Source organism: Bacillus sp. PK3-037, assembly GCF_054161355.1.
Window position 1 is genome coordinate 1,529,583 of the sequence record NZ_CP096408.1, and the last position, 25,046, is coordinate 1,554,628.

Sequence of the window (25,046 nt, forward strand, 5' to 3'; positions counted from 1 at the left end):
CTAAATTATCTTGATTGACCATATTAAAGATACTGAATAAAAAGTTTGCGGTTTTTTTGCGGTCCAAACACTTTCCGGAAATGTTAGAATATTACATAAAAAGACATAAAAGGAGGGGTCCTGTGAATCCGGTTTTATCATCGTCAGAAGTTGGCGTAAAGATCAATGAATGGTATAAAATGATACGTCAATTTAGTGTCCCGGATGCAGAGATTTTAAAGGCAGAGGTGGAGCAAGAAATCCAACGGATGGAGGAAGATGAGTATTTACTCATTTACTTCTCCCTAATGAAATTCCGTCATCAGCTTATGTTAGATTATTTGGAACCCGTAACAACACGTATAAGACCAACTATTGACGAACTACTTGAAAAGATTGAGACTTCAAATAAAGGCATATCTGGTCTTTTGTCGTATTATTCTCTGTTTTTCAGAGGGATGTACGAGTTTGATAAGAAGCAATACATGAGAGCTATCTACTATTATAGAGAAGCCGAAAAGCAGTTTATACATGTCCCTGATGAGATCGAAAGGGCAGAGTTTCATTTTAAGTTAGCTGAAGCATACTATGGTATGAAGCAAAGTCATGTGTCTATGCATCACGTTAAACAAGCATTGGATATTTATAATCAATATGAACTTTATAAGGTGCGGAAAGTTCAATGTATGTTTGTTATTTCAGGGAATTATATAGATTTTAAACGTTATGAAAAAAGTCAGCCGCATCTTGAAAAAGCATTAGAGTTATCTAGGGAATTGAATAACAAGAGGTTGATTAGTTCTGCGTTATATAATTTAGGCACAAATTTTGCTGACAGTGGCGATTACGAGCAAGCGGAAGTATTCATGAAGCAAGCTGTGGAGATAACAGAAAAAGAAAAGCTCACAAACTTGCCACATTCTTTATTTTCTTATGCAAAAATCCTTTTTAAACAAGGAAAAATGAATGAAGCTATCCAAGTAAGTAAGAAAGGTTTGTCAGCAGCTCTTTATCAAGGTGATGAGCTTTTCGCAAAATTACAGGGTTATTTAAAAGCTCTTTACGTCGATGCGGTGGATCAACATGGAGTTAATCAAACCATAGAATACTTAGAGAAGAATAAGAACTATTCTTATGTTGAAGACATTGCCTGTGAGACCGCAGCTGCTTATGCAAACTCAAAAGAATTTGAAACATCTTATGTTTATCATCAGAAAATGGTTGAAACTCAAACACAAATTCAAAGGGGAGAATGCCTGTATGACTTTTAAAAAGAGGTTAAGCATTATCCTGGGTTTGTCATTTGTTTTAGTAAGTGGTTTCGGTACCGACTTTACAGAGAACCAAACTCAAAACACATTTCATATTGCTTCAGATCGTCTTCAAACTTGATAATGCTACCTAAACCTCCTTCATAAATGGAGGTTTTTTTATTTGATATCAACAGAAACAATTGAATCAAATGCGATATAATTAGTATCCCCCTTTTAAATCCTTGAGGCATAGCCTTACTTTTGGGGAGAGAAAAAGGCAATAGGGCACCCCAATTTAAATTTTCGGTGAGACCGCAATAACTTTTTTATTAGCACTACAATGTCAATGGTCCCTATTCCCGTCTAAAACAGTGGATAGACCGCTTCAAAGATGTGGCTTCAAAGTATCTCGACAATTACTTAGCTTGGTTCTTATTTGTCGATAATTGCAGTAACGAAAGCACTAAACAACACATTAAAGAGTTTCTATTAACATCATTTGTATTTGATATGAGGGATACATATGACAGTTTGTGATTGTCAAAAATTCATTGTATAACCCTTGTTCAACTTACCAAGTTCAGTTGAACAAGGAAGTTTGTTAAAATTGTGATAAATGTGATTAAATGTTCATGTCGATACATTGGGATTAGAGGGAAAGGGGAAACAAATACATGTCGATTTACCATAAAGTAATGGGAGATGGATATCCGATCGTTATGTTGCATGGTTGGACACTTGACCATCAAGTGATATTAAATGCAATGGAATCGTTATTCGAGAAACGAAGCGGTTGGAAGAGAATATATATAGACTTACCAGGTATGGGACTTTCTAAGCCACAACCGTCTATTCAAAACTCTGATGATATTTTAGGTGCGATTTTGCGTCTTTTGGACGAGATTATCCCTGGTCAACAGTTTATTGTTTGTGGTAATTCATATGGAGGGTACATTGCCAGAGGTATAGTTCGTTCACGTCAGGAAACAGTTCGTGGATTACTGCTGATGGCACCATTAACTATACCCGAATTCGTTGAAAGGGTAGTACCACAGAAGACTGTTCTAAAAAGAGACAGCGACTTGATATCACATTTGTCTTCAGAGGAGGCGGATGAATTTTGCTCCATGGGGATTGTGCAAGGTAAAACTGAATGGGAGAGGTTTCGAGATGAAATTTTACTTCCTTCTAAACAAACAAATTATGAATTCTTAAACAACATTCGTCAAAATGGATATGGGTTTACCTTCGGTATTTCATCTAAACTTGAGTATCCCACGCTAATTATCACAGGACGTCAGGACAATGTAGTCGGATACCACGATGCGTGGCGACTAATCGAAGATTACCCAAGGGCAACTTTTGCAGTGCTTGATATGGCTGGTCACAACCTACAAATTGAACAAACCGATGTATTTAATTCATTGGTTCACAACTGGTTAAACAGACTTGAGTCGGAAAATTTTCGGATGGTATAACTTTTCATAAATATGAGTTTACTGTTACAATCACCAATTAGTTAAACAATAATTGAGATAAGGAATATTAGGGTTTCCTATCATTTTTAGTATTTATCTACATTCATTTTTATCAGAGCCTTAAAAAAGAACATCATATTAAACTAAGGTTTTTTCAAAGATTGAATTGGAGAATTTATGGATTTTAATTAACCTTCTATTGAGTTATTACGTGATTAATCCTTTAACTAACTCAATGCAGGCCCATTTTCTGCCCAGAACTAATAACAAATCGTTCATATCAGTGTAAATGAAATTTCTCGGTGCTATAAATAAAGGTTTTTGTAAATAAGATATGATTTTACTAGGTTGAGGCACTCGATTTAGATGAAGATACCAAAACATATTGGTATCTTTTTTGTTGTTGGAGTTATTCAATCTCCTTTAGGAATTCAGACCTTCCACCAAGTGCATGTCAGACATTCAATCTTTATAAAGATTGAATCTTTTCTTCATGTGATAAATGGCTAATTTTAAAACTTGTTGAATCAGGATGCAAAGAGTGACGGTCAAAGATATATAAGAAAGTTTTAAGGAGATTAGAATTTTCTAATCTCCTCCTTAAGCATCGGCCATTTTTTTTGCAATTAGCATAAAATCTTTTTCACTTATCTCAAAATGTCCAAATCGAAAAGAATACCCCCAACGCTGCTCGTCTTTAATGAAAGAAAGCTTTGGGATTAATGGTCGAATCGGTGTTTCTGTGCAATGAATAAAACTTATTTTTCTCCGGAAAGGTTTGAAATCATTTCCCATTTCAAACTGAAAAATATGATTATCTACTACTTTGCCTAAAGCAGTAAATTTTTGATGTGGTGTGCTTTCCTTAAAATTCAACTTGGGGGAGTAATAAATAATCCAATCACCAGTATTCATCTTTTTTAAAGGTGCCTCTTTGCCATGACAAAGTTGAGCAAAACCACCTTGGATAGCTCTCATTACATGATCTCGAGAAGCAACCCCAATCCAGTATCTTTTATCTTGCACTAAGTCAACACCCACAATTATCAGGTATGTTATTGCCTTGATCTGAGTTTGTGACAGGAAAGTTCATTTCTTTCCATGCTGCAATACCACCGGTCAATTCTTTGACTTTATATCCATGTTCTAATAAAAACTTAGCAACTTTGGCAGCTGTATTGCACCAGACATCCCAACAGTAAACAATAATTTCTTTATCCTTTGGTATTTCATTTAAACGAGATTGCAGTTCTTGTTCAGGAATAACATTAGCATCCTTAATTGTGACGCTCCTTACATGAGTTGGACCGTTTCTGACATCGATTAAGAAGTATTTCTCGGGACTCATTTGCTTCGCTTTTACATAATCCATAGGGCTTATCGTTGCTTCGAGACGTGCATTAAAATAATCGAGAGCATGCATATTATGTAACCTCCTGTTTTTTTATAGTGACTTCCAAATTTTAATAAGAAAATCTTTAAATAATTGTCTTTCTTGTTGATGTAAAGGAGCTAATACTTCTAATTCCGTATTCATTAAAAACTCCCAACGCGAATCCAATACATCGTTACCCTGTTCCGTAATGTTAAGGCTATAGGATCTTCTGTCATTAGGATTTTTTGTTCTCTCAACAAATCCTAAAGTTTCGAGATGATCGATATGACCCACCATAGTAGTCCGATCTATTCGCAGTTTTTCAGAAATATCTTTTTGTGATGAGTAAGGGTTTCCTTTGATAAACAATAGAACTCCGTATTGTCTAGCATTAATCTCATATGGGATGAGCCCTTCAGCAAATTTACTTTCCAATCGTTGAAGAACTTTTCCGAGTAAAAAACCATAGGATTGATTCCATCTATCCAATTAAGTTTGCACCTCCTATTAATCAGTATAACATATAATCAGTTTAACTGATTATTTTTCAGGACACAAGGTTTAAGTTCAATTTTATAAAAGTGTGTCTAACAGGAATGGTTTATTCAAGTAGTAGCATTTATACATTTGGCTATTTTAATAGACATGCCACCAACAACACGTTATTGCACATATAAAAAAGAAGCAACTGCTTAGGCAGCTTCTTCTGTCTTTTAACACCATATCAGTTCACCCTCATATGTAATATAATGTTGCTAAACCATATTGGATGATTCCTTTAAGAGACGTGGCACCGAGGAGGAAATGATAGATGGTTTATTTCGTAGTATTTTTTTGTTTTGCTATTACACTGCATAATATTGAGAAAGCTATTTGGTTACCTGAATGGTCACAACAATCTTCAAAGTTTCAAAAGCCAGTAACTTCAAATGAATTTCATTTTGCTGTCATTGTTATAACTATGTTGGCTTATTTATCTGCATTTGGTTTTTTATATATGCCAGAATCAGATATTGCAAAATGGATTTTCATTGGCTTTCTAGGTTCTATGGTTATTAACGCTATTTTTCCACATCTTATGGCAACTATTTTAATGAAAAAGATGCACCTGGACTTCTTACGGGCTTATTGCTTAACATTCCAGTAAACTCATTAGTTATTTATCAAATGTTTGTAAAGAATTTGATTGTATGGAAGGAGTTAATAATATCTACGTTGGTTGTAGGAATTATTTTATTAGCACTTATTCCATTATTATTTAAAGTTGGTGATAAAGTATCTCCTTAATGAGTTTGAATTATTTAGGATTGACGGGAAAGGCGGTAATTTCCTTAATAAGGGATTATTCTGTTATATCGGATTTCTACAAACCAATGTCTTAAGTCATCATTGATTTCGGTGCCCAATTAGTTGCCCTGAATTCATGAAAAAGGATAAAATAGGTGTAAATAAAGTTGCTATTTTAAAATTAGAATCAATTCATTATCGTAAAAGCAATAATAACGAATCGGCAAAGAAAGGATAATGAGTCAAATGAAAACATTAGTTATCGTTATACACCCTAATTTGGAAACGTCTGTTGTCAACAAAACCTGGATGAATCGTTTAAAGCAAGAGAAAGACATTACGGTTCATGACCTGTACGGTGAATACCCTAATTTTATCATTGATGTAGAAAAAGAGCAGCAGCTCCTGTTAGATCATGAGCGTATCGTTTTTCAGTTCCCAATGTATTGGTACAGCAGTCCCGCGTTACTCAAACAATGGGAAGATGATGTGTTAACACATGGCTGGGCTTACGGAACTGGAGGAACTAAATTGCATGGAAAAGAACTGCTCTTAGCGATCTCCTTAGGCGCACAGGAATCTGATTATCAAGCAGGCGGAGAATATAATATCACGATCAGCGAGCTTACCAGACCGTTTCAAGTCACTGCTAACTATATAGGAATGCGTTTTCTTCCTTCGTTTACACAATATGGGACACTTCACCTTTCACAAGAAGATGTTAAGAACAGTGCGGAGAAATTGGTTGACTATCTTAAAGCTGAGCATTGATCCGGTATTCGCGAGGGAAGCTGAAACAAATGATGTGTTGTGAAAATAAGGGTATGTGATAGATTTTAATCAAACTTTATTTCAAAGTTACATCGAATACTGAATTCAGGGGGCATAGAGCGAGGGCTTAAAATTAATTAAAGCAGGGCAATGAGTATATATTTCTAGATGAAATGTAGAGTTCCTTGGTCTCTAATAGGTGCCCAATTTTGTGCCCAGAATTCATGAAAAATGATGAAAATAAGTATAAATAAAATAAACAGATGCTTTGAATAAAAGCTTTTGTAACTCATGATATGTTTTTACTATGTTGAGGGACTAGTGGGCGTGGTATATGTCAGAAAAGAAACCGATGATTCAAAGGTGTTTTGACCCCTGTTTATGAGACAGGGATCAAAACACCTTTTAAACATCATTATTACCTTCCTCTGATAATGAAATATAAAAAAGTTACCAGCAACTCTCTGCGGCATCTCGCCGTGTTCAATTGTTTAGTCCTTTTTTTTCATAACCTTTACAAATCTGAAAAAGTCATCATCATCCGGCAGGGGCTTGTCATCTTCGCGTCCATTGCGATGCATATGCGGATCAGAGTGATGTTCATTGTAGAACTCTACGATATGGAATCCACACTTATTCACATAGAAGTTGATATTTCGCTTTTCGAAATAAGGTGTCACGGTTTCCCAAAGCACAGTATCCGGATACTGTGCTTCAATGGCTTTCCAAGCAGAAAGACCAATCCCTTGGCTGTGATATTCTGGAGATACATAGAATAAATCTAGCGAATTATGATGTGTTTGGCTGTTGATACGTACTACTGCACCACCGACCTTCTTACCATCCTGAAGAATATGATATACCACTGCTCCGGGAGCATTGAAAGACTCCTGAACATCATTGTCCGATGGAATCGGTCCATCTTCACAATCACCGAACGTTTCAATCACGGCAATCGCAAATGCTTCTTGTAATTTTTTTTGGAATTCTGGCAGATCAGACTCCTTTGCTGGTTCCAGAATAACTTTTGGTTCCTTTTTTGTTTTCATGATTGTTCACTCCTTCATTTGCTATAATATCGAGTCCAGTCGTTCAGTAGAAACATTCCAGCTGTTCTACGAGCCCTTTTCACAAAAAGTGATTCCATCGCTTTTTCTTCCGCAGTAAATTTGGCGTTAAAATACTTGCTGCAAAAGCTCTTTCCTGTCTTTTTGCACAATTTTTTTCTTTGTTTCCTTGGAAAACAAGCTGCAAGTAACCCTTATTTACTATCGTTCACTAGCGTATTAAGATCTTACGCGGGATTAGTTATACTTCTCAAATTTTTTCTATCACAAATCACATAAAATAGTCGAATGTGTTGCCATTGACTATAGGCATGCGCAATAGATTCATTTTAGATTCGATCACGAGTCACGAGCTATACACATTGAGTAAACTCTGGTGAATTTTCTGTCAGAGTTAGCCCAAAAGAAGCACTAAATAATATAAAAATAACCAGTCCATACTAATCAAATCTGTCCGTTTAATACCTACTTCCGTCAACAACTAACTTGAAGTCCGTGCAATCTGGGAAAAGGGGTTATTTCTGAATTGATTTTGCCGCATGCGGAGTTGCTTTGGAGCGCTCGTTTACTTTGCCGTACGTCAGCTTGCGCCATATCAATTCCATCGGACCGTACTTAAACCGTCTCAACCACAATGTACTAAAGATCATTAGCACGAAATACACGGCCAGGCTGAACATGAACGTGCCGGCGGATTGAATATGATCCGCAAGCCCGAATCCGTACCTGAGGAACAGAACTGTTCCAATGATAGAGTGAAGCAGATAACAGGTCAATGACATCCGTCCGACTTTGGTGAATATCATCATAGGGCCTCGCAGCTGAGGAACGTATAGAAACAGCATTGCAAAAGTGCTCATATAAAACATACTTCCGGTTAAGCCGCCATTTTGACCCAAGACAGAGGAAATGTCCTTCCACAGCATATTCTCAGAAAGATTAAACATGTCTAGTAATATACTGCTTTGTGTTATTAGAAAAGCGATTGTGCTAATGATCCAGATACGCTTCCATATAGGCTTTTTCGCTTCCATGTCTTTGAAAAATTCCATCTTAACAAAGTACACGCCCAGCAGAAACATGAGAAACATGGAATAGATCATAGAGAAAGAGCCGGCAGCCATCGTGACCATATCTGTCCACCGAGTGCTGATGGATTCCATGTAGGTAAGGCTGCTGTGGCTAAACAAAGTAAACTCTGAAAAATTCGGGTTTTTTGACCCTGCAGTATTGATGACATTGTACAACATTGTGAAAACAGGAGTCAGGAATTGAAACACGATAAGTGCGATAATCCATCTAAGCACCGTTTTGGCCGTGCGTTTATAGAAGGCGAGTAACAGGAAGCCACTTACGGCGTAAAAGGCCAATATGTCACCGACCCAAACAAATGTGATGTGCAAAATGCCAAATCCCAACAGGATAGATAACCTGCGGGCAAACAGCTTGTTGGGACTCTCTACCTTCTGCGCGGCTCGATCCATAAAGATCATAAACCCGACTCCGAACAGGAAGGAGAATAACGTAACGAATTTCCCTTCGGCAAACCAGGAAACCAGCTTATGCAGTACGTCATCGGAGGCCATTTCGAATCCCTTTACTGAATCTACGATCAGAAAATAATTGACAATAATAATGCCAAGCAAGGCAAATCCTCGTACGATGTCCAGAAAATGAACCCGTTCCCGCAGACTCACCGGTTGCCCGCGTCCTTCTTTTTGTACAATCATATCAATACTCCTTTCCCATTTATCACGGCAATGTGTAGTGCGGATCTGAAAAACTTGAGCCTTACAATGGATAAATATAAAGACCGAATCTTAACAATTTATGAAGAGTCATCATTTTTTTTAGAAAATGTGACAAATTTGTGGCGAGCATCAGCTTTCATAAATTGTTAAGATTTACGTAGTATCTTATAACGTACTTATTACTATGAACGATATATAGTAAGGACACACGAGAAATAACAACAAGAATCATGAGGTGAGAGAGACATGGCCTATCGAATATTAGTCGTAGAGGATGATGAGGATATTGGTGATCTTTTGGAGGAATCCCTTACACGTGCAGGTTACGAGGTGCTAAGAGCCAAGGATGGAAAGCGAGCATTGCAACTTGTGAATGACTCGCTTGATTTGGTTATTTTGGATATTATGATGCCAGGCATTTCGGGAATTGAAACATGTCAGCACATCAGGAAATCCTCTAACGTCCCGATTCTATTTCTGACGGCCAGATCGAGTACACTCGATAAAACTGAGGGATTACTCGCCGGCGGCGATGATTATATGACTAAACCATTCTCGGAAGAGGAACTTCACGCTAGAGTGATTGCTCAATTACGCAGATATACTATCTATCAGGAAAAGAAGGAACAGGAAGAAACATTTCTTATCGGGGGCAAACTAAGAGTGAGCGAAGAATTTAATGAGGTGTGGAAAGAGGAGAAGCAAATCAAGTTGTCAGATCTGGAGTATCGTATCCTGAAACTTCTGATGAGCAAACGCAACAAAATATTTTCTGCCCAAAATATATATGAGAGTGTGTGGGGACAGCCTTACTTTTACTGTTCCAACAATACGGTGATGGTGCATATACGGAAGCTGCGCTCCAAAATTGAGGATGATCCGGCACGTCCGGTTTATATAAAAACTGAATGGGGAAGAGGATATCGATTTGGCGCATCTTAAATTTACGCTAACCAAAAAACTGGCTTTGCTGATCATGGTTGCTGCGATTGTGAGTGGTGTGATCTTTCTGACGTTGCAAAAGATCACAGATGATCTGATCGAGGGATATCTGAGTTCGGAAGAGTATTATCACGAGGAGTCAGCAAGATACATTCAAAAATTCAGCAAATACGTTTCAGAAAATGAGTTGTCTACATCGGATAGAAAAGCGTTTGGCGAGTGGGTCAAAAAAGAAAATTACATTAACCTCACCATATTCAAGGATCAGGAGCTGCAATATGATTCTATTTATTCCGAATCGGATTATGGAAAGGAAAAGCTGACTCAGTACGCTCAAAATCATTCACATCCTGTCAAGTTTAGCGATGGTGAAGGACGAGTCATTATCGACGGCTTCTACTCTTCCCGATATTATGATCTGGCCTTTGCATTGGATTTGTTCGGGGCAACCCTCATCTTTTTAATCATTGTTCTCTTCGGAATTCGCCAAAGTCTTCGCTACCTTAAAACGATTCACCAAGAGATTCATATTCTTGAAGGGGGCGAACTGGACTACGAGATGACGATAAAAGGGCATGATGAATTAGCGATGATTGCAAAGAGCATTGAGGATCTGCGGAAAGCTTTCTTGGATAAACTTAAAGCGATCGAGGAATTGCAAGCTGAGAGCCGCAGCCTGGTTACCGAAATGTCGCACGATATGCGCACACCGCTGACGTCGCTGATCATGAATCTGGAGTTTGCCAAAAAAGAGGGAGACGAAGCGGGTGCCAGCAAAGATCGGTATGTAGCCAATGCTTATGGTAAAGCACTGCAATTAAAAAGCTTGTCTGACAATCTGTTTGCGTATTTCCTGCTGGACAAGGAATATGAGGCCGATCTGGAGACCGTTGCAGTGAAAGAAGTGATCTACGATCTAATATCAGATCAGATTGCTATCCTTCATCAGGAGCATTTTCGGGTCCATATTTCAGGCGAGCTGCCGGAAACCTATATTAACGTGAATTTGGAGGAGCTTGGTCGTGTATTTGATAATGTGATGTCAAACTTATTGAAATACGCAGATCCGGAAGAAAAAATCAGCATCACGTTTGTATCGGATCAAGAGATATTTGAGATCCATGTTAGCAATACGATTAAACTTGCAGATATAACACCGGAAAGCAACGGACTCGGTGAAAGAAGCATTGCGCGAATGATGTCCCGCATGCAGGGACAGTTTCACAGTATACAAAAGAATTCTAAGTACTACATTGTGCTGCGATTTTGGAACACCAAGATGTAGGCTGAGAATAAAAACCACGAATATATTGAAATAGGAGACAACATGATGAGATTTTCCAACAAATTCAAAAAGGTGCCTTACCTGTTACAAGGCCTTCTCAATGTCTGTCTGTTCTTCCTGGCCTTAGCCTTAAGCGCACTTCTGATCAGCGAGACTTGGTACATTGTGCTATTCGTATACAAGTCACTGTTCAACAAAGTGGACAGCTATTATGAGATGCTTGGAGAACTGCTTATATTCTTCATGTACTTTGAGTTCATTGCTTTGATTATCAAATACTTCAAATCAGACTTTCATTTCCCGCTTCGCTACTTTATTTATATTGGCATCACGGCTGTCATTCGTTTGATTATCATCGATCATGATCAGGCGATCTCAACGTTCTGGTGGGCGATGGCTATTCTTGCAATGATTTGTGGATTCTTTATTGCCAATAGACGAAAGTCTGTTGTAGAACATTAATAAATTAATTCACTTTATGCCGATACGCTGCCGAAATGTTCTAATTGTGAAAGGGAACTGGAACAGATTAAAAAATTGTTAATCAGTATTTATAAGTCTAGCTGTTTAATGTAGTTCAGAAATCTGTAGTGGATCAAAGTGGATTGTGGTTGTAAGTGGATATCTGAATGTGTTTTTTGGCTACTTTAACAGACATGTCCCGATGATATAGCATTAACTAACCAATGAGATAGATTTACTATATTGAGGGCCCAGTGATATAGAAAACAGATCGATGGTTCAAACCATCGGTTTTTTATTTGTTTTCATACTGAAAATCACCTCATTAGGACAAACAGTTATTACATAGCATTACCCAAGGTGTGATGCATTTTTGAAGGTGATACTTATCGAGGGACCGCAAGCTGACAAATGCATGAACGATTCCTCTCATTATTTAATAAAACTTGATAGGAAGGAGATCCAGAGTGATGGCAATGTATATAAGGGTATCGACCGAGGAACAAACGATCAAGGGATCGAGCAACTACACCCAGATCGAGGCCTGTATAAAGAAAGCAGGGACGATGCGATTAAAGAATTCATAATCAAGTTATCTGTATGATCCAGATTGTCTTTCTCATAGAGCTTATTAGTATGCAAAAAATGCTTTTCATAACTCTTTCATCTATTCTTTCTCTATTTCTTTTAAAAGAAACTTTAGTGAGAATATAGAAAAGCCGGAATGTCCGATCCGGCCTTTGCTAAATTATTTCCCCTTCGCTTTCTTCCGCTTTTCCTTTTCCGCCCGGTAGAACTCATGGAACATCTTCATCAGCGCCCGTTTCTCAATCCGCGATACATAGCTGCGCGAAATACCAAGTTCTTTGGCAATCTCACGCTGCGTTTTTTCCTTCTTTAAGTCAAGCCCAAACCGCCCGACAATCACTTCTTTCTCACGGTCATCTAAAATGTCAATGTATTGCTTCACTTTTTCAAGCTCCATATTGAGCTGAATCGTATCAATCACATCTTCATTTTCTGATTTCAAAACATCGATCAGACTTATTTCATTCCCTTCCTTATCCTGCCCGATCGGATCATGAAGGGAGACGTCTTTTTTGGTTTTTTTCAATGCGCGCAAATGCATGAGGATTTCATTTTCAATACACCGCGCAGCATACGTCGCCAGTTTTGTCCCTTTTCCGGCGGAATAGCTTTCAATTCCTTTGATTAGCCCGATTGTTCCGATGGAGATTAAGTCCTCTGCGTCTTCACCTGTATTTTCAAACTTTTTTACAATATGGGCGACCAAGCGAAGATTATGCTCAATCAGCATGTTTCTGGCATGTTCATCCCCTTTAGCCATGAGCTCTAAGTATTTTTTTTCCTCGCTGCTTGAGAGCGGTTGTGGAAAGGCATTGTTTTTCACGTAAGATACTAAAAAGACAAGCTCTTTAACTACAAAACCGAGCGCTGCGAAAACACCTGTCACCATCGTCACCTCCACATGATTATGTAGGCAAAAGCCTATATGTCAATGTATGTGATCGGAAGGATGTCTGTGTCTGTACCGGGAAATTTCTCAATGGAGAGCTTAGGTTTTGTTTTTAAAAATAATCTTTACGCTGCCCCCATACATTTAAATGAACGAAACTGTATGGGGGGAATGAGGATGAAAAAATGGATGGCAATGCTTTTTCTGGCGGCAGCAGTTTTTCTTTGTTTGTTGGGAAAGGATATGACGGCTCCGCAACAGGTCAAGGGGGCTGCTTTATATGACAAAATTTTATACTTTCCGTTGTCTCGTTATCCGGAAACCGGGGATCATATAAGAGATGCGATTGCAGAAGGACATTCTGATATATGTACAATTGATCGCGAGGGAGCGGACAAAAGACGCGAGGAATCATTAAAAGGAATTCCGACAAAGCCTGGCTACGATCGGGATGAATGGCCGATGGCAGTTTGTGAAGAAGGAGGCGCCGGAGCTGATGTCCGATATGTAACGCCTTCTGATAATCGCGGCGCCGGTTCATGGGTAGGAAATCAAATGAGCAGTTATCCAGATGGCACCAAAGTGTTGTTTATTGTTCAGTAATAAAAGAAGAGGCTCAATTCTGAGCCTCTTATGCTATGATCCTATTTTGCCGCTAGGCTGATTCTCCTGAGGAGGATACGATTCTGCTTTTCGCCAATACTGGCGTGTTCCTTCTTCACGTACAACAATCCCGATCTTTGCAAGTTCAAGAAGGAAATCTTCAATGTCGTCTGTTTCCTCTTCTTTCAGAGCTTTCTGACGAGCCTTCAATATAGCATGAGCGCTTGGAGAGAGATCGGGTGATTCAGGTACCCATCGCCGAAATTTATCTTTAAACGGGTCTCCTTCAGCCGACCACACGTAATGGTGCTTTTTAAAGGCCTGCTCAATGTTTTTAGGTTTTTCATCTATATCTTCACGTGCCAGTTCATATCCGCCTGTTCCTAAGAGGACAAGCCGTTTGTGATCAATAAATACCAGAGCGATGTCTTCGGAGTGGATTGTTTGAACATGCTTGCCTTTCATTAATACCACAGAGTCGTCTGTAATGTGTACAGTTAATAGCAATTTCATGATTGAATGAGCGAACCATATACCGGCAATCAGGCCAAGCAGCGCGGTGATAAACTTCACCGGTGATCCGTGAAAAGAGGTAACAAGCCGAAGAGGCCCTTCTAATGGAATCCACGGCAGGGATAATGCCCATTTCGCAAGCTGATGAAAAAAATAACCAATGAGAAGACCGATGATTGCAAGTGTACCGTATAATAAACATTTCGCGGTTTTCGTCATTCCAATGATCGTTTGTGTTTGATGATCCTGCAAGTTGTCACCTTCTTAGCTAGAAATAAGTTGAATTCCCTTCCCATATTTTAACTTAAATAGAGAGGAAATCAAGCATGTTTCCGCGATCTTTGCTGTCATACATGGAGCCGCCAAATGATTATCAAGCCTTCTTTATGATAAAGATCATACAGAAACGATATGACACGGAGCAGTAAGTTACTGGGGATAAAAGGAATGACTCTTGCTGATCGCGGCCTTCTTTTGTTTTTTATTTGAGAAAACAGGACGTATCACATAGCAGTTCACAGGGAACATAAAGAGTAATGGCTTTAGAGTTTAGACAACCAGGAGGAACTCACATGAAAATAGGATTGATCGGCTTAGGGAAAATGGGCATAAACATAGGAAAGCAATTGATCGACCGCAATCATCAAGCAATCGGTTATGACGTGAATCAAGCGGCTGTTGATGAACTGATATCTTATGGGGCTGAGGGGACAACAAATATAAAAGAACTGATTTCATTATTAGATACGCCGCGAATTCTGTGGATGATGGTGCCGCATGCCGTTGTGGATGCTGTACTGAGTGATGTGGCACCGTTATTAAACGAAGGGGATATTATCATTGAGGCTGGAAATTCTCATTATAAAGAATCGATCCGGCGCTACAATCAAATGAAAGAAGCCGGTCTTCATTATCTCGACGCCGGAACTTCGGGCGGGATGGAGGGAGCGCGTCACGGGGCTTGTTATATGGTTGGAGGAGACCCGGAAGCATGGCGTATCGCGGAGCCGCTGTTTCGGGATACTGCTGTTGAAAATGGATATTTATATGCCGGAGAAGCGGGCAGCGGCCACTTTTTGAAAATGATACATAATGGCATTGAGTACGGAATGATGGCTGCCATTGGTGAAGGATTTGAAGTGCTGGAAAACAGTCCGTTTGAATTTGACTATGAGAAAGTTGCAAGGGTATGGAATCATGGCTCTGTCATAAGGTCGTGGCTTATGGGGCTGACTGAGCGAGCTTTTTCTAAAGACGCGAGGCTGGATCAGATCAAAGGCGTCATGCATTCCTCCGGGGAAGGGAAATGGACAGTGGAAACGGCACTAGATCTGCAGACAGCAGCTCCGGTGATCGCGATGTCGCTCTTGATGAGATACCGTTCGTTAACAGACGATACGTTTACAGGAAAGGTTGTTGCTGCGCTCCGTAATGAATTTGGAGGACATGCAACAGAAAAAAAGTAAGGGGGCGAAGCGGGCCGCCCTTATTTTTTTGACGCTTTCACCAGATGAGGAAACTTTACATATATGATTAGCATCAGAATCAGAACATAGGCCCCGTAAATACTGAAAGACAGCAATTTGTTGCTGGAGAAACTGGCGCCGGCAATGGTAACAACTAAAATGTTCGGAATTTTTCCTATTAAAGAGGCGAAGAAAAAAACATGCCACCGAACACTGCTTAGTCCGCATACAACGTTCATGACTAGAGAAGGGATAACAGGGATAAGCCTTCCCAATAGAACAGCGGTAAACGCATTTTTATCGAATGAAGCCTCGTATCCTTGTATAGCGGGATAAGCTTTTATTTTTTTTCTGGCCCAATCTCGAAAGCTGTACCTCGCGAGAAAAAACAGCAATATCGTGCCGAGCATTGAACCGGCCAGTGTAATCCAAATACCATTTGCAATTCCGAACACAGCGCCATTTAAAGCTGCAATGATTGCAAACGGCACAATCGGGAAAAAGACGTCGGCGGCAATCAGCAGCATACTGCATAAAACGGAGATTAATCCGCCTGCTTTTATAGCATCAAGCCAAGCTTCTTTCTGATAAAACCCGACTGCAATAACGGCGATGATCAAGATTATACTTAAAGTCTTTTTTAACATATCAATAATCCACTCCCAACACTTGTGGCGATGTCAGGAGGCAGAATCTCCGGCATCTACGTTAGTATAACTTGTACCGTTTCGGTGGTTCAACTGTAATACGAGTGGGGGGAAATGCAATTCTTTTTTTATCTAGCAAAATAGGCTGTCCATTTCTCTTGTTGCTGCATTCTTTAATAGTAGGGAGGGATAGAAATGGTAGCGATAAAAAAGGATTTTATACCAAAATCAAACGATAACCGTCCCGGCTATGCGATGACACCTGCCTATATTACGGTGCACAATACAGCAAATACCGCCAAAGGAGCCGATGCGAAAATGCACGCTGATTATGTGAAAAACCCAAGTACATCTGTCAGCTGGCATTTTACAGTAGACGATTCAGACATCTATCAGCATCTGCCTCTTACTGAAAACGGGTGGCATGCTGGCGACGGCACCAATGGGACAGGGAATCGCAAATCAATCGGGATTGAAATTTGTGAAAATGCAGATGGCGATTTTGACAAAGCAGTAGCTAATGCGCAATGGCTGATCAAAAAATTAATGAAGGATCATAATATTTCGCTGGATCGTGTTGTTCCCCACAAAAAATGGTCTGGAAAAGAATGTCCCCGCAAACTCTTACATCAATGGAGTGCTTTCAAAAACGGAATTTCTTCCTCTGATACGCCATCTAAAGAAACACCCACATCTTATCCTCTGCCTTCAGGAGTAATAAAACTCACTGCGCCTTATAGAAAAGGCACTAAAGTTCTTCAGCTGCAAAAGGCTTTAGCCGCCCTTCATTTTTACCCTGATAAAGGCGCGAAGAATAACGGTATTGACGGCATTTATGGACCAAAAACAGCAAATGCCGTGACACGTTTTCAGCTGATGAATGGATTAAAAGCTGATGGTATTTACGGACCAAAAACAAAGGCCAAGCTTAAAGCGAAATTAAAATAAATGCAGAGATAATCAGTAGCCTGTTTCCTCTGGCGGAAGCGGGTTATTGCATTCAACTCTCTGAAGTGTTTTTTCGCAGAAAAAGACGGGAACTGAAATAGATATCTCATCCCTTACTGGAAACAGAATGATTTTAGTTGAGAGGGACACGTTAACAATGGAGAGAACGCTATAACGAAAAAACTCTGCGTTGAATGAAACAGAACAGAGGTATAACATAAAGATGAAGCTTTTGGGGGTGTAAAGATGAAGTATATGTTCATCCTTTTCCTTCTGCTGTTCGTTACAGCAGGATGTGAAGGAAAGGGATACGAAGACGTGGTAGCATTTGGTGACAGCAATACACGCGGCTCTAATTGGGATTATCGTGACTATCCAAAAGCGCAGCAGTGGGTCAATATATTAAAAACGGCTGAACGCGGGAATCTTGATATCCTCAACGCAGGAATTGGAGGACAAACGACTGAAGATGCCCGTTTACGGTTTCAAACAGATGTACTCGATCAAAAACCTAAGCATCTTTTTATTATGTTTGGCACTAATGACGCTGGGATTCTGGCTGAAGGAAAGCCAAGAGTGTCAAAGCTGCGTTTCAGAGAGAATCTGGTTTACTTTATAAAAGAAAGCAGAAAACACGGCATCAAGCCTGTTTTAATGACGTGTATCCCTATTATTGAAGGAAACGGGAAGCATCACCTCTTTTACTATTCCAGGTATAAAGCGGCTGCTTTTGAATCAAAAGGCGGGGCGAGAAAGTGGCATAACTCATACAATGATATTACAAGAGATGTCGCGAAACATATGAATGTGCCTCTCGTAGACAACTGGAAGCACTTTATAGAAGCAGACGGCGGAAAAGCTACTGATGAAGCACTTATCCAATCCGGCTTGATAGATCCTTCAGGCAATCATATGACACCTAAAGGAGCAAGGGTAGTTTATGAAGGAATACAAGATGGGCAGGTCCTGAAGCGCTGATCCGGACAAAGGCCTAAGCCGTTTTATTTCTCCTCCATAGGCTGTTATAGAAACATTTTTAAGGAGGCGCGCTTCACATGTACAGCATTTATACACGTATCCTTTCGGCGGCTGGCCATATGGCGCAAGCAGAGCATACGGATACGCTTTTATCGTTGTTTTGATTGTTGTTCTCCTGATTGTGGGCGGAGTGTATTGGTTCACATGAAATCCAGCCCTGAAACACCTCTTTTTAGGGGTGTTTTTTGCTGAAAACAGTAGTAAAGCGCGTAACTGAAGTGATATAATATCAGTCATCTGAGTAAAAAAAGGAAATACGCCCGGAAAAAATAGACAAATTCCTATTAAGAAGATACGGAAATAATATGTCCGAGCGATCTTCTTTTTATTTCGTTTTCGATTAACTCGATAAAGTCACGGTTTAAATTCATTTCGGTGGCTTTGAAATAAGATTCTATTAATAATTCATCAGACAATTTTCTCATGCTAGGAACCCAATTAATGGGAGAGACACCTCCTTCATAGTTGGAATCATTCATGACTTTGTGACATACATTTATAGGTTGCGTTCATTTGAAGCTGAAGATTATCTATAATCTACCATGAATTGCATATAAGAACAATCGTTCTGTTATCCACACCAAAAAGTGGATAACTTGTGAGTATCGTGTTTATAATTTGTCTAAAGAGTGATGTAATAAGAGTGGATAGTGTGTGTAAATTTATCCACACCTGGTGAAGAAACCCAATTTTTGTCGAAATTTTTTTGCTCAGTTTTTCTTTAAGCGCAAGTTCGATTTTTTTCGACATGAATTTTAAGAGAAAGAAAAGGGAAGGGTGCGGGTTTTGTTAAAAAAGTTTTTTTTACCTGACGAGTTTGTTAAAAATATTTTTCATATTACACCTGAAAAATTAAAGGAACGAAATGTAAAAGGAATTATCACTGACCTGGATAATACACTTGTTGAATGGGACAGACCAAACGCGACACCGCGATTGATCGAGTGGTTTGAAGAAATGAAAGAGCACGGCATTAAAGTGACGATTGTCTCTAATAATAATGAGCGAAGAGTAAAACTTTTCTCGGAACCGCTCGGCATACCATTCATTTATAAAGCAAGAAAACCGATGGGCAAAGCTTTTAATCGAGCAGTGCGCAATATGGAGCTGAAAAAAGAGGACTGTGTTGTCATCGGAGACCAGCTTCTGACTGATGTACTCGGCGGGAACCGTAATGGCTACCATACGATCCTGGTCGTGCCTGTCGCTTCCTCGGATGGCTTTATTACGCGCTTTAACCGCCAGGTCGAACGCAGAATACTGAGTGCTCTCAAACGAAAAGGGCACATTCAGTGGGAGGAGTAAGAATGGAAAAGGTTGTTTGTATCGGCTGCGGAGTCACAATCCAAACCGAAGACAAAAATGGTCTGGGATACGCGCCGCCGGCTTCGCTTTCTAAAGAAAGTGTGATTTGCCAGCGCTGCTTCAGACTGAAAAACTACAATGAAATACAAGACGTTTCCTTAACGGATGATGACTTTTTAAACATCCTTCATGGAATTGGAGAAACGGATTCTCTCGTTGTTAAAATTGTTGATATTTTCGATTTTAACGGCAGCTGGATTAATGGATTGCAGCGCTTAGTCGGAGGCAATCCTATATTGTTAGTCGGAAACAAGGCGGATATTCTGCCTAAATCGCTCAAAAGAGAACGGCTGATCCAGTGGATGAAGCGCGAAGCGAAAGAACTTGGCTTAAAACCGATTGACGTATTTTTGGTCAGTGCGGGACGCGGCCAGGGGATCAGAGAAGTCATTGATGCGATTGAGCATTACCGTAACGGCAAGGATGTTTACGTTGTCGGCTGTACCAATGTAGGGAAATCAACGTTCATTAACCGGATTATTAAAGAAGTGTCAGGTGAAGACAACATTATCACGACATCCCAATTCCCGGGCACAACTCTTGATGCTATTGAAATTCCGTTAGATGACGGCTCTGCGCTTTATGATACACCGGGAATCATCAATCACCATCAAATGGCGCACTATGTAAACAAAAAGGATTTAAAAGTACTCTCGCCCAAAAAGGAACTGAAGCCGCGCACATTCCAGCTAAACGATCAGCAAACGCTGTATTTCGGCGGACTGGCAAGGTTTGATTATGTTTCAGGTGAAAGAGCTGCCTTTGTCTGCTATATGCCGAATGAATTAATGATTCACAGAACGAAACTGGAAAATGCAGACGCGCTTTATGAAAAGCACGCAGGAGAATTGCTCACACCGCCGGGAAAAGATGATATGGATGAGTTTCCAGAGCTGGTTGCTCATACGTTTACGATGAAAGAGCAAAAGACAGATATCGTTTTCTCTGGGCTAGGCTGGGTAACGGTGCATGACGCGAATAAAAAAATAACGGCTTATGCGCCAAAAGGCGTTCACGTATTTGTTCGGCGCTCATTAATTTAACAAAAAGGGGAGAGGAGTATGAAGAAGCTGTACGGGGTTATCGGAAATCCGATTGCGCATTCCATGTCGCCGGATATCCATAACGCGGCTTTGAAGGATCTTGGTTTGGACGGACACTACCATGCATTTAAGGTGGAAGAGAATAGTCTGGAAGATGCGGTAAAAGGGATAAGAGCTCTTGGTGTACAAGGCATCAATGTGACTGTTCCGCACAAGGTTTCCATCATGGATCATCTCGATCATATTGATGAGAGCGCAAAAGTGCTTGGTGCCGTTAACACTGTCAGAAGAGAAGGAGACAAGCTTGTCGGATATAATACAGACGGAGAAGGCTTTGTGAAATCTTTAATGAGAATTTTGGACAAACCAATCTCCGAGCTGTCTTTCTTAATGATCGGCGCGGGCGGGGCAGCCAGAGCGATTTTTACAACGATCGTCCGCGACAATCCGGAAAAGTTTGATATTTGCAACCGAACGATAGAAAAAGCCAAACAGCTCGCAGAATCTGCTCCCTCGTTCCGCAATGTAGAAGTGTTAAGCATAAAAGAAGCAGAAGAACGGCTTGAGCAGTATGATGTAATGATCCATACAACATCTGTAGGCATGTATCCAAACGTGGAAGATATTCCGCTTTCATTGCAGCGTGCTGCAAGCAGTGCGGTTGTTTGCGATATCGTGTATAATCCGATTCAGACTTCACTATTAAAAGAAGCGAAGCAAAAAGGTCTGAAAACACTGGATGGAGTCGGCATGTTTGTTGAGCAGGCGGCATTGTCTTTCCGCTTGTGGACGGGACATGAGCCTGATGTTGAAAAAATGAGATCTATTGTAGTAGAGAAATTAGGAGGAAAATAATGTTAACAGGAAAACAAAAACGTTTCTTGCGTTCAAAAGCGCACCATTTAAGCCCGATTTTTCAAGTAGGAAAGGGCGGAGTCAATGACAACATGATTAAACAAATTTCTGAAGCGCTTGAAGCGAGAGAGCTGATTAAAATCAGCGTTCTTCAAAACTGCGAAGACGATAAAAATGATGTTGCGGAAGCTCTTGTAAAAGGAAGCCGCGCACAGTTGGTTCAGACGATCGGCAATACGATTGTTTTATATAAGGAATCAAAGGAAAATAAACAAATCGAGCTTCCTTAAGGTGGTTGAAATGAAGAAAATCGGAATTTTCGGAGGCACGTTTGATCCTCCGCATAACGGACACCTCTTAATGGCGAATGAGGTGCTGTATCAGGCGGGGCTTGATGAAATTTGGTTTATGCCTAATCAAATTCCGCCCCATAAACAGGATGAAGACTATACGGACAGCTTTCACCGAGTGGAGATGCTGAAGCTTGCGATTCAGTCTAATCCGTCCTTTAAGCTGGAGCTGGCTGAAATGGAAAGAGAAGGGCCGTCATATACCTTTGATACCGTTTCTTTACTGAAGCAGCGTTATCCGAATGATCAGCTGTTCTTTATTATCGGTGCTGACATGATTGAATATTTGCCGAAATGGTATAAGCTGGACGAGCTGCTGAACCTCATTCAATTTATTGGAGTAAAGCGCCCCGGCTTTCATGTTGAAACCCCTTATCCGCTTCTCTTTGCAGACGTTCCGGAGTTTGAGGTATCATCGACTATGATAAGGGAACGGTTTAAAAGCAAGAAGCCCACTGACTACTTAATCCCTGATAAAGTGAAGAAGTATGTAGAGGAGAATGGTTTATATGAATCGTGAGGAGGCACTTGCCTGCGTCAAGCAGCAATTGACCGAGCATCGATATATCCATACAATTGGCGTAATGAACACGGCGATTGAACTTGCGGAGCGCTTTGGCGCCGACTCCAAAAAAGCGGAAACGGCGGCTATCTTTCATGATTACGCCAAATTCCGCCCGAAAGAAGAAATGAAACATATTATAGCCAGAGAAAAAATGCCCGCGCATCTGTTGGATCACAACCCTGAGCTGTGGCATGCTCCGGTCGGCGCTTACCTAGTCCAGAGAGAAGCGGGAATTCATGATGAAGATATTCTTGACGCGATCAGATACCATACCTCTGGGCGTCCGGGCATGACGCTTTTGGAAAAAGTCATTTACGTTGCTGATTATATTGAACCAGGCCGTAAATTTCCCGGTGTCGATGAGGTTCGTGAACTTGCAGAAACGAATTTGAATCAAGCGTTGATTCAGTCGATCAAAAATACAATGATTTTTCTAATGAAAAAAAATCAACAGGTTTTCCCAGATACATGTTTAACTTATAACTGGCTTGTGTCTGGCAAATGAACAGGAGGAATATGTGAATGAATCAAACGTCCATTTTAAAGATTGCAGCTGCGGCTTGCGACGATAAGCGGGCAGAGGATATTTTAGCACTGGATATGGAAGGAATTTCTCTGGTTGCGGATTATTTTCTGATCTGCCACGGTAATTCAGACAAACAAGTGCAGGCCATTGCGCGTGAAATCAAGGACCAGGCTGAAGAAAACGGCATTGAAGTCAAAAAGATGGAAGGCTTCGATGAAGCAAGATGGGTATTAGTTGACCTTGGGGATGTCATTGCCCATGTGTTTCATAAGGACGAAAGAAGCTATTACAACCTAGAAAAACTGTGGGGAGACGCTCCGCTCGCAGACCTGGAACTTGGATTGAACCAATGATTTACCAAGGCTTTGCAAGCGTGTATGACGAGTTAATGTCTCACGCACCTTACGACAAATGGACAAAGTGGATTGAAGCATCTCTACCGGAAAAAGGCCGTATTCTCGATTTGGCATGCGGCACCGGTGAAATTTCAATCCGGCTTGCCGAAAAAGGCTTTGAAGTCACCGGGATTGATCTCAGTGAAGAAATGCTTTCTTATGCCCAGCAAAAAGCACCAGCTAAACAGCCGATTCTTTTTCTTCAGCAGGACATGAGAGAGATTACCGGATTTGAAGGCCAGTTTGACGCGGTTGTGATCTGCTGTGACTCCTTGAATTATTTAAAAACGAAAAATGACGTAATGAATACCTTTAAAAGTGTATTTCAGGTGCTAAAGCCGGACGGCATATTGCTGTTTGATGTTCATTCACCGTATAAAATAACCGAGGTTTTTCCTGGGAGCACGTTTGCTGATCAGGACGAAGATATCAGCTATATTTGGCAAAGCTTTGCCGGAAATGAAGAGCTTTCCGCCATTCATGATATGTCATTTTTTGTTTGGAACGGAGAGACGTACGACCGCTTCGACGAAACACATGAGCAAAGAACGTTCCGAGTGGATGAATACGAAGAAATGCTGGCAAGCTGCGGCTTTCAGCTTCATAAGGTTACCGCTGATTTTACCGATTCAGCGCCGTCACCACAATCTGAACGCCTGTTCTTTAAAGCGCAGAAATCAAAAACCATCGTTTACTAAGACGATGGTTTTTAAAATGCCTTTTTACCCTTTTGCATACAACAAACGGCTATGACATACTCGTTTACACATGAAACTGCTTCTTCACCGAGGAAATATCCTCTTCGTACTTCAAATGCGTATTTTGAAACACCCGATGAAACATATCCTGTACACCGCTTTCGAGTGCTTTAATGCCTTCTCCTGTCACGCCGCCTTTTACGCAAACCTTTTCCTGTAAAGCAGGAAGGGTATACAATTCGGTTTCTAACAGTTTTCCCAGCCCGACAAGCATTTCTTTACACATGAGTATAGCGTCCTGTTTAGACACTGACGTTTCCGTAACGGCTGCGTCTATAAACCGCTGGACCAGATAGCTCATAAAAGCGGGTCCGCAGCTTACGATATCTGACGCTACTCTTGTGATGTCACTTTCAATTTGCAGCGGATTAGAAATGTGCTTCATCAGCTCGTTGATTTTTGTTTTTGCTGCCTCACCGCAGCTTTTACCGAAGGTGACAAGAGAAACGCCAGCAAGCGCCCGGTTTGTAATACTCGGGATCACTCGTGCCACTTGACATGGCACATACTGTTCCAGCTGATCAGTCTGAAGCGGGCTTGTAATTGAAATGAGAATGTGATCCTTTGTTAAATAAGGGACTGCCCTTGACAATAATGGATATATATCAAGCGGCTTTACACAGATGAAAATGATCTCATTTTCTGCAACAAGCTTTTCAAGGCTCTCTGTTACATTTAAGCTGTTGTAGCGGTTTTTTATCTTCAGCGCTTTTTCAATTGTGCGGTTTGTGATTGTGATGTTTGAGGGATCGGCTGCTTGTGATTCAATAAATGATTCTATAAGGATCGTACCCATATTTCCAGTGCCGATAAAGCCAATCTTCAATGATTTCCCCTCCTTTGAGCT

General features: G+C 40.4%; 28 protein-coding genes and 3 pseudogenes. 21 read left to right on the top strand and 10 right to left on the bottom strand.

Going from position 1 to position 25,046, the window contains the following annotated elements:
• Positions 1–122: 122 nt before the first annotated feature.
• The 3 genes and pseudogenes from M1D69_RS07850 (at position 123) to M1D69_RS07860 (ending at position 2,710) form a co-directional block, all read left to right on the top strand.
• On the top strand, positions 123–1,250 hold the full coding sequence (locus M1D69_RS07850) for a response regulator aspartate phosphatase (protein WP_458104084.1): 1,128 nt from the start codon (positions 123–125) through the stop codon (positions 1,248–1,250).
• A gap of 321 nt (positions 1,251–1,571) precedes the next feature.
• A pseudogene (locus M1D69_RS07855) lies at positions 1,572–1,769 on the top strand (IS1595 family transposase); the annotation flags it as partial.
• A gap of 137 nt (positions 1,770–1,906) precedes the next feature.
• Entirely contained in the window at positions 1,907–2,710 is an 804-nt protein-coding gene (locus tag M1D69_RS07860) for an alpha/beta fold hydrolase (protein WP_458104083.1), read from the top strand.
• Positions 2,711–3,310: 600 nt separating this feature from the next.
• On the opposite strand, the gene M1D69_RS07865 is transcribed toward M1D69_RS07860, so the two are convergent.
• From M1D69_RS07865 to M1D69_RS07875, 3 genes are read right to left on the bottom strand one after another with little or no spacing between them, the layout of a single operon-like run.
• Entirely contained in the window at positions 3,311–3,736 is a 426-nt protein-coding gene (locus tag M1D69_RS07865) for an EVE domain-containing protein (RefSeq protein WP_458104082.1), read from the bottom strand.
• A gap of 4 nt (positions 3,737–3,740) precedes the next feature.
• Complete coding sequence (locus tag M1D69_RS07870; protein WP_458104081.1) at positions 3,741–4,133, bottom strand: rhodanese-like domain-containing protein; 393 nt, start codon at positions 4,131–4,133, stop codon at positions 3,741–3,743.
• Positions 4,134–4,154: 21 nt separating this feature from the next.
• On the bottom strand, positions 4,155–4,574 hold the full coding sequence (locus M1D69_RS07875) for a MarR family winged helix-turn-helix transcriptional regulator (RefSeq protein WP_458104080.1): 420 nt from the start codon (positions 4,572–4,574) through the stop codon (positions 4,155–4,157).
• A gap of 322 nt (positions 4,575–4,896) precedes the next feature.
• Here M1D69_RS07875 and M1D69_RS07880 point away from each other — a divergent pair.
• Positions 4,897–5,372 (top strand): annotated as a pseudogene (locus tag M1D69_RS07880) (HXXEE domain-containing protein).
• 246 nt (positions 5,373–5,618) lie between these two features.
• Positions 5,619–6,143: an NAD(P)H-dependent oxidoreductase gene (locus M1D69_RS07885; RefSeq protein ID WP_458104079.1), complete on the top strand. Its 525-nt coding sequence runs from the start codon at positions 5,619–5,621 to the stop codon at positions 6,141–6,143.
• Between the two features lie 491 nt (positions 6,144–6,634).
• Here M1D69_RS07885 and M1D69_RS07890 read toward each other — a convergent pair whose 3' ends face one another.
• Positions 6,635–7,192: a GNAT family N-acetyltransferase gene (locus M1D69_RS07890; RefSeq protein ID WP_458104078.1), complete on the bottom strand. Its 558-nt coding sequence runs from the start codon at positions 7,190–7,192 to the stop codon at positions 6,635–6,637.
• Between the two features lie 533 nt (positions 7,193–7,725).
• Positions 7,726–8,940 (bottom strand): DUF418 domain-containing protein, encoded by a 1,215-nt coding sequence (locus M1D69_RS07895; protein WP_458104077.1) that lies wholly within the window; start codon positions 8,938–8,940, stop codon positions 7,726–7,728.
• A gap of 267 nt (positions 8,941–9,207) precedes the next feature.
• Between M1D69_RS07895 and yrkP the strand changes: the two genes are divergently transcribed.
• From yrkP to M1D69_RS07915, 4 genes and pseudogenes are all read left to right on the top strand, one after another.
• A complete protein-coding gene (gene yrkP / locus M1D69_RS07900; protein ID WP_021480140.1) occupies positions 9,208–9,903 on the top strand; it encodes a two-component response regulator YrkP in 696 nt (231 codons plus the stop codon).
• Positions 9,890–11,188: a two-component system sensor histidine kinase YrkQ gene (gene yrkQ, locus M1D69_RS07905; RefSeq protein WP_085186561.1), complete on the top strand. Its 1,299-nt coding sequence runs from the start codon at positions 9,890–9,892 to the stop codon at positions 11,186–11,188. Before yrkP ends, yrkQ begins: the two co-directional genes overlap by 14 nt.
• A gap of 45 nt (positions 11,189–11,233) precedes the next feature.
• Positions 11,234–11,650 carry a phosphate-starvation-inducible protein PsiE gene (psiE, locus tag M1D69_RS07910; protein WP_458106183.1) on the top strand — a complete coding sequence of 139 codons (417 nt, stop codon included), beginning with the start codon at positions 11,234–11,236 and terminating at the stop codon, positions 11,648–11,650.
• Positions 11,651–12,117: 467 nt separating this feature from the next.
• A pseudogene (locus tag M1D69_RS07915) lies at positions 12,118–12,216 on the top strand (recombinase family protein); the annotation flags it as partial.
• A gap of 182 nt (positions 12,217–12,398) precedes the next feature.
• Here the strand turns inward: M1D69_RS07915 and sigK are convergent.
• A complete protein-coding gene (gene sigK, locus M1D69_RS07920) occupies positions 12,399–13,127 on the bottom strand; it encodes an RNA polymerase sporulation sigma factor SigK (RefSeq protein ID WP_013308023.1) in 729 nt (242 codons plus the stop codon).
• Between the two features lie 177 nt (positions 13,128–13,304).
• Here sigK and M1D69_RS07925 point away from each other — a divergent pair, with 177 nt between their 5' ends.
• Positions 13,305–13,730: a NucA/NucB deoxyribonuclease domain-containing protein gene (locus tag M1D69_RS07925; RefSeq protein WP_458104076.1), complete on the top strand. Its 426-nt coding sequence runs from the start codon at positions 13,305–13,307 to the stop codon at positions 13,728–13,730.
• Between the two features lie 33 nt (positions 13,731–13,763).
• Here M1D69_RS07925 and M1D69_RS07930 read toward each other — a convergent pair whose 3' ends face one another.
• Positions 13,764–14,462, bottom strand: a complete 699-nt coding sequence (locus M1D69_RS07930) for a YqeB family protein (protein ID WP_458106182.1) — start codon at positions 14,460–14,462, stop codon at positions 13,764–13,766.
• Between the two features lie 353 nt (positions 14,463–14,815).
• Between M1D69_RS07930 and gnd the strand changes: the two genes are divergently transcribed.
• Positions 14,816–15,709, top strand: coding sequence for a phosphogluconate dehydrogenase (NAD(+)-dependent, decarboxylating) (gene gnd / locus M1D69_RS07935; RefSeq protein ID WP_458104075.1), 894 nt, complete (start codon positions 14,816–14,818; stop codon positions 15,707–15,709).
• A gap of 20 nt (positions 15,710–15,729) precedes the next feature.
• Here gnd and M1D69_RS07940 read toward each other — a convergent pair whose 3' ends face one another.
• Positions 15,730–16,356: a TVP38/TMEM64 family protein gene (locus M1D69_RS07940; RefSeq protein ID WP_458104074.1), complete on the bottom strand. Its 627-nt coding sequence runs from the start codon at positions 16,354–16,356 to the stop codon at positions 15,730–15,732.
• A 195-nt stretch (positions 16,357–16,551) separates the two neighbouring features.
• Here M1D69_RS07940 and M1D69_RS07945 point away from each other — a divergent pair, with 195 nt between their 5' ends.
• Positions 16,552–17,304, top strand: coding sequence for a peptidoglycan recognition protein family protein (locus tag M1D69_RS07945; protein ID WP_458104073.1), 753 nt, complete (start codon positions 16,552–16,554; stop codon positions 17,302–17,304).
• Positions 17,305–17,550: 246 nt separating this feature from the next.
• Entirely contained in the window at positions 17,551–18,282 is a 732-nt protein-coding gene (locus tag M1D69_RS07950) for an SGNH/GDSL hydrolase family protein (RefSeq protein WP_101864558.1), read from the top strand.
• Positions 18,283–18,626: 344 nt separating this feature from the next.
• Here the strand turns inward: M1D69_RS07950 and sda are convergent, their stop codons facing one another.
• Positions 18,627–18,767 (bottom strand): sporulation histidine kinase inhibitor Sda, encoded by a 141-nt coding sequence (gene sda, locus M1D69_RS07955; RefSeq protein ID WP_003226124.1) that lies wholly within the window; start codon positions 18,765–18,767, stop codon positions 18,627–18,629.
• Between the two features lie 361 nt (positions 18,768–19,128).
• On the opposite strand from sda, the gene M1D69_RS07960 reads away from it, so the two are divergent.
• Genes M1D69_RS07960 through M1D69_RS07995 form a run of 8 tightly spaced genes read left to right on the top strand, consistent with a single transcriptional unit; the run spans position 19,129 to position 24,139 of the window.
• Complete coding sequence (locus M1D69_RS07960) at positions 19,129–19,647, top strand: YqeG family HAD IIIA-type phosphatase (RefSeq protein WP_003226126.1); 519 nt, start codon at positions 19,129–19,131, stop codon at positions 19,645–19,647.
• A 2-nt stretch (positions 19,648–19,649) separates the two neighbouring features.
• Positions 19,650–20,750, top strand: a complete 1,101-nt coding sequence (gene yqeH / locus M1D69_RS07965; RefSeq protein WP_024122119.1) for a ribosome biogenesis GTPase YqeH — start codon at positions 19,650–19,652, stop codon at positions 20,748–20,750.
• 18 nt (positions 20,751–20,768) lie between these two features.
• Positions 20,769–21,605: a shikimate dehydrogenase gene (gene aroE / locus M1D69_RS07970; RefSeq protein WP_263870673.1), complete on the top strand. Its 837-nt coding sequence runs from the start codon at positions 20,769–20,771 to the stop codon at positions 21,603–21,605.
• On the top strand, positions 21,605–21,895 hold the full coding sequence (gene yhbY, locus M1D69_RS07975) for a ribosome assembly RNA-binding protein YhbY (protein WP_024122118.1): 291 nt from the start codon (positions 21,605–21,607) through the stop codon (positions 21,893–21,895). The genes aroE and yhbY overlap by 1 nt, the downstream gene beginning before the upstream one ends.
• A gap of 10 nt (positions 21,896–21,905) precedes the next feature.
• A complete protein-coding gene (locus M1D69_RS07980; RefSeq protein ID WP_019258940.1) occupies positions 21,906–22,475 on the top strand; it encodes a nicotinate-nucleotide adenylyltransferase in 570 nt (189 codons plus the stop codon).
• On the top strand, positions 22,465–23,025 hold the full coding sequence (gene yqeK, locus M1D69_RS07985) for a bis(5'-nucleosyl)-tetraphosphatase (symmetrical) YqeK (protein ID WP_458104072.1): 561 nt from the start codon (positions 22,465–22,467) through the stop codon (positions 23,023–23,025). Before M1D69_RS07980 ends, yqeK begins: the two co-directional genes overlap by 11 nt.
• A gap of 17 nt (positions 23,026–23,042) precedes the next feature.
• The gene (rsfS, locus tag M1D69_RS07990) at positions 23,043–23,399 is read left to right on the top strand and encodes a ribosome silencing factor (protein ID WP_044154484.1); all 357 of its coding nucleotides are present in this window, start codon (positions 23,043–23,045) and stop codon (positions 23,397–23,399) included.
• The gene (locus M1D69_RS07995) at positions 23,396–24,139 is read left to right on the top strand and encodes a class I SAM-dependent DNA methyltransferase (RefSeq protein ID WP_458104071.1); all 744 of its coding nucleotides are present in this window, start codon (positions 23,396–23,398) and stop codon (positions 24,137–24,139) included. Before rsfS ends, M1D69_RS07995 begins: the two co-directional genes overlap by 4 nt.
• Before the next feature lie 64 nt (positions 24,140–24,203).
• Here M1D69_RS07995 and comER read toward each other — a convergent pair whose 3' ends face one another.
• Entirely contained in the window at positions 24,204–25,025 is an 822-nt protein-coding gene (gene comER / locus M1D69_RS08000) for a late competence protein ComER (RefSeq protein ID WP_458104070.1), read from the bottom strand.
• Positions 25,026–25,046: the final 21 nt, after the last annotated feature.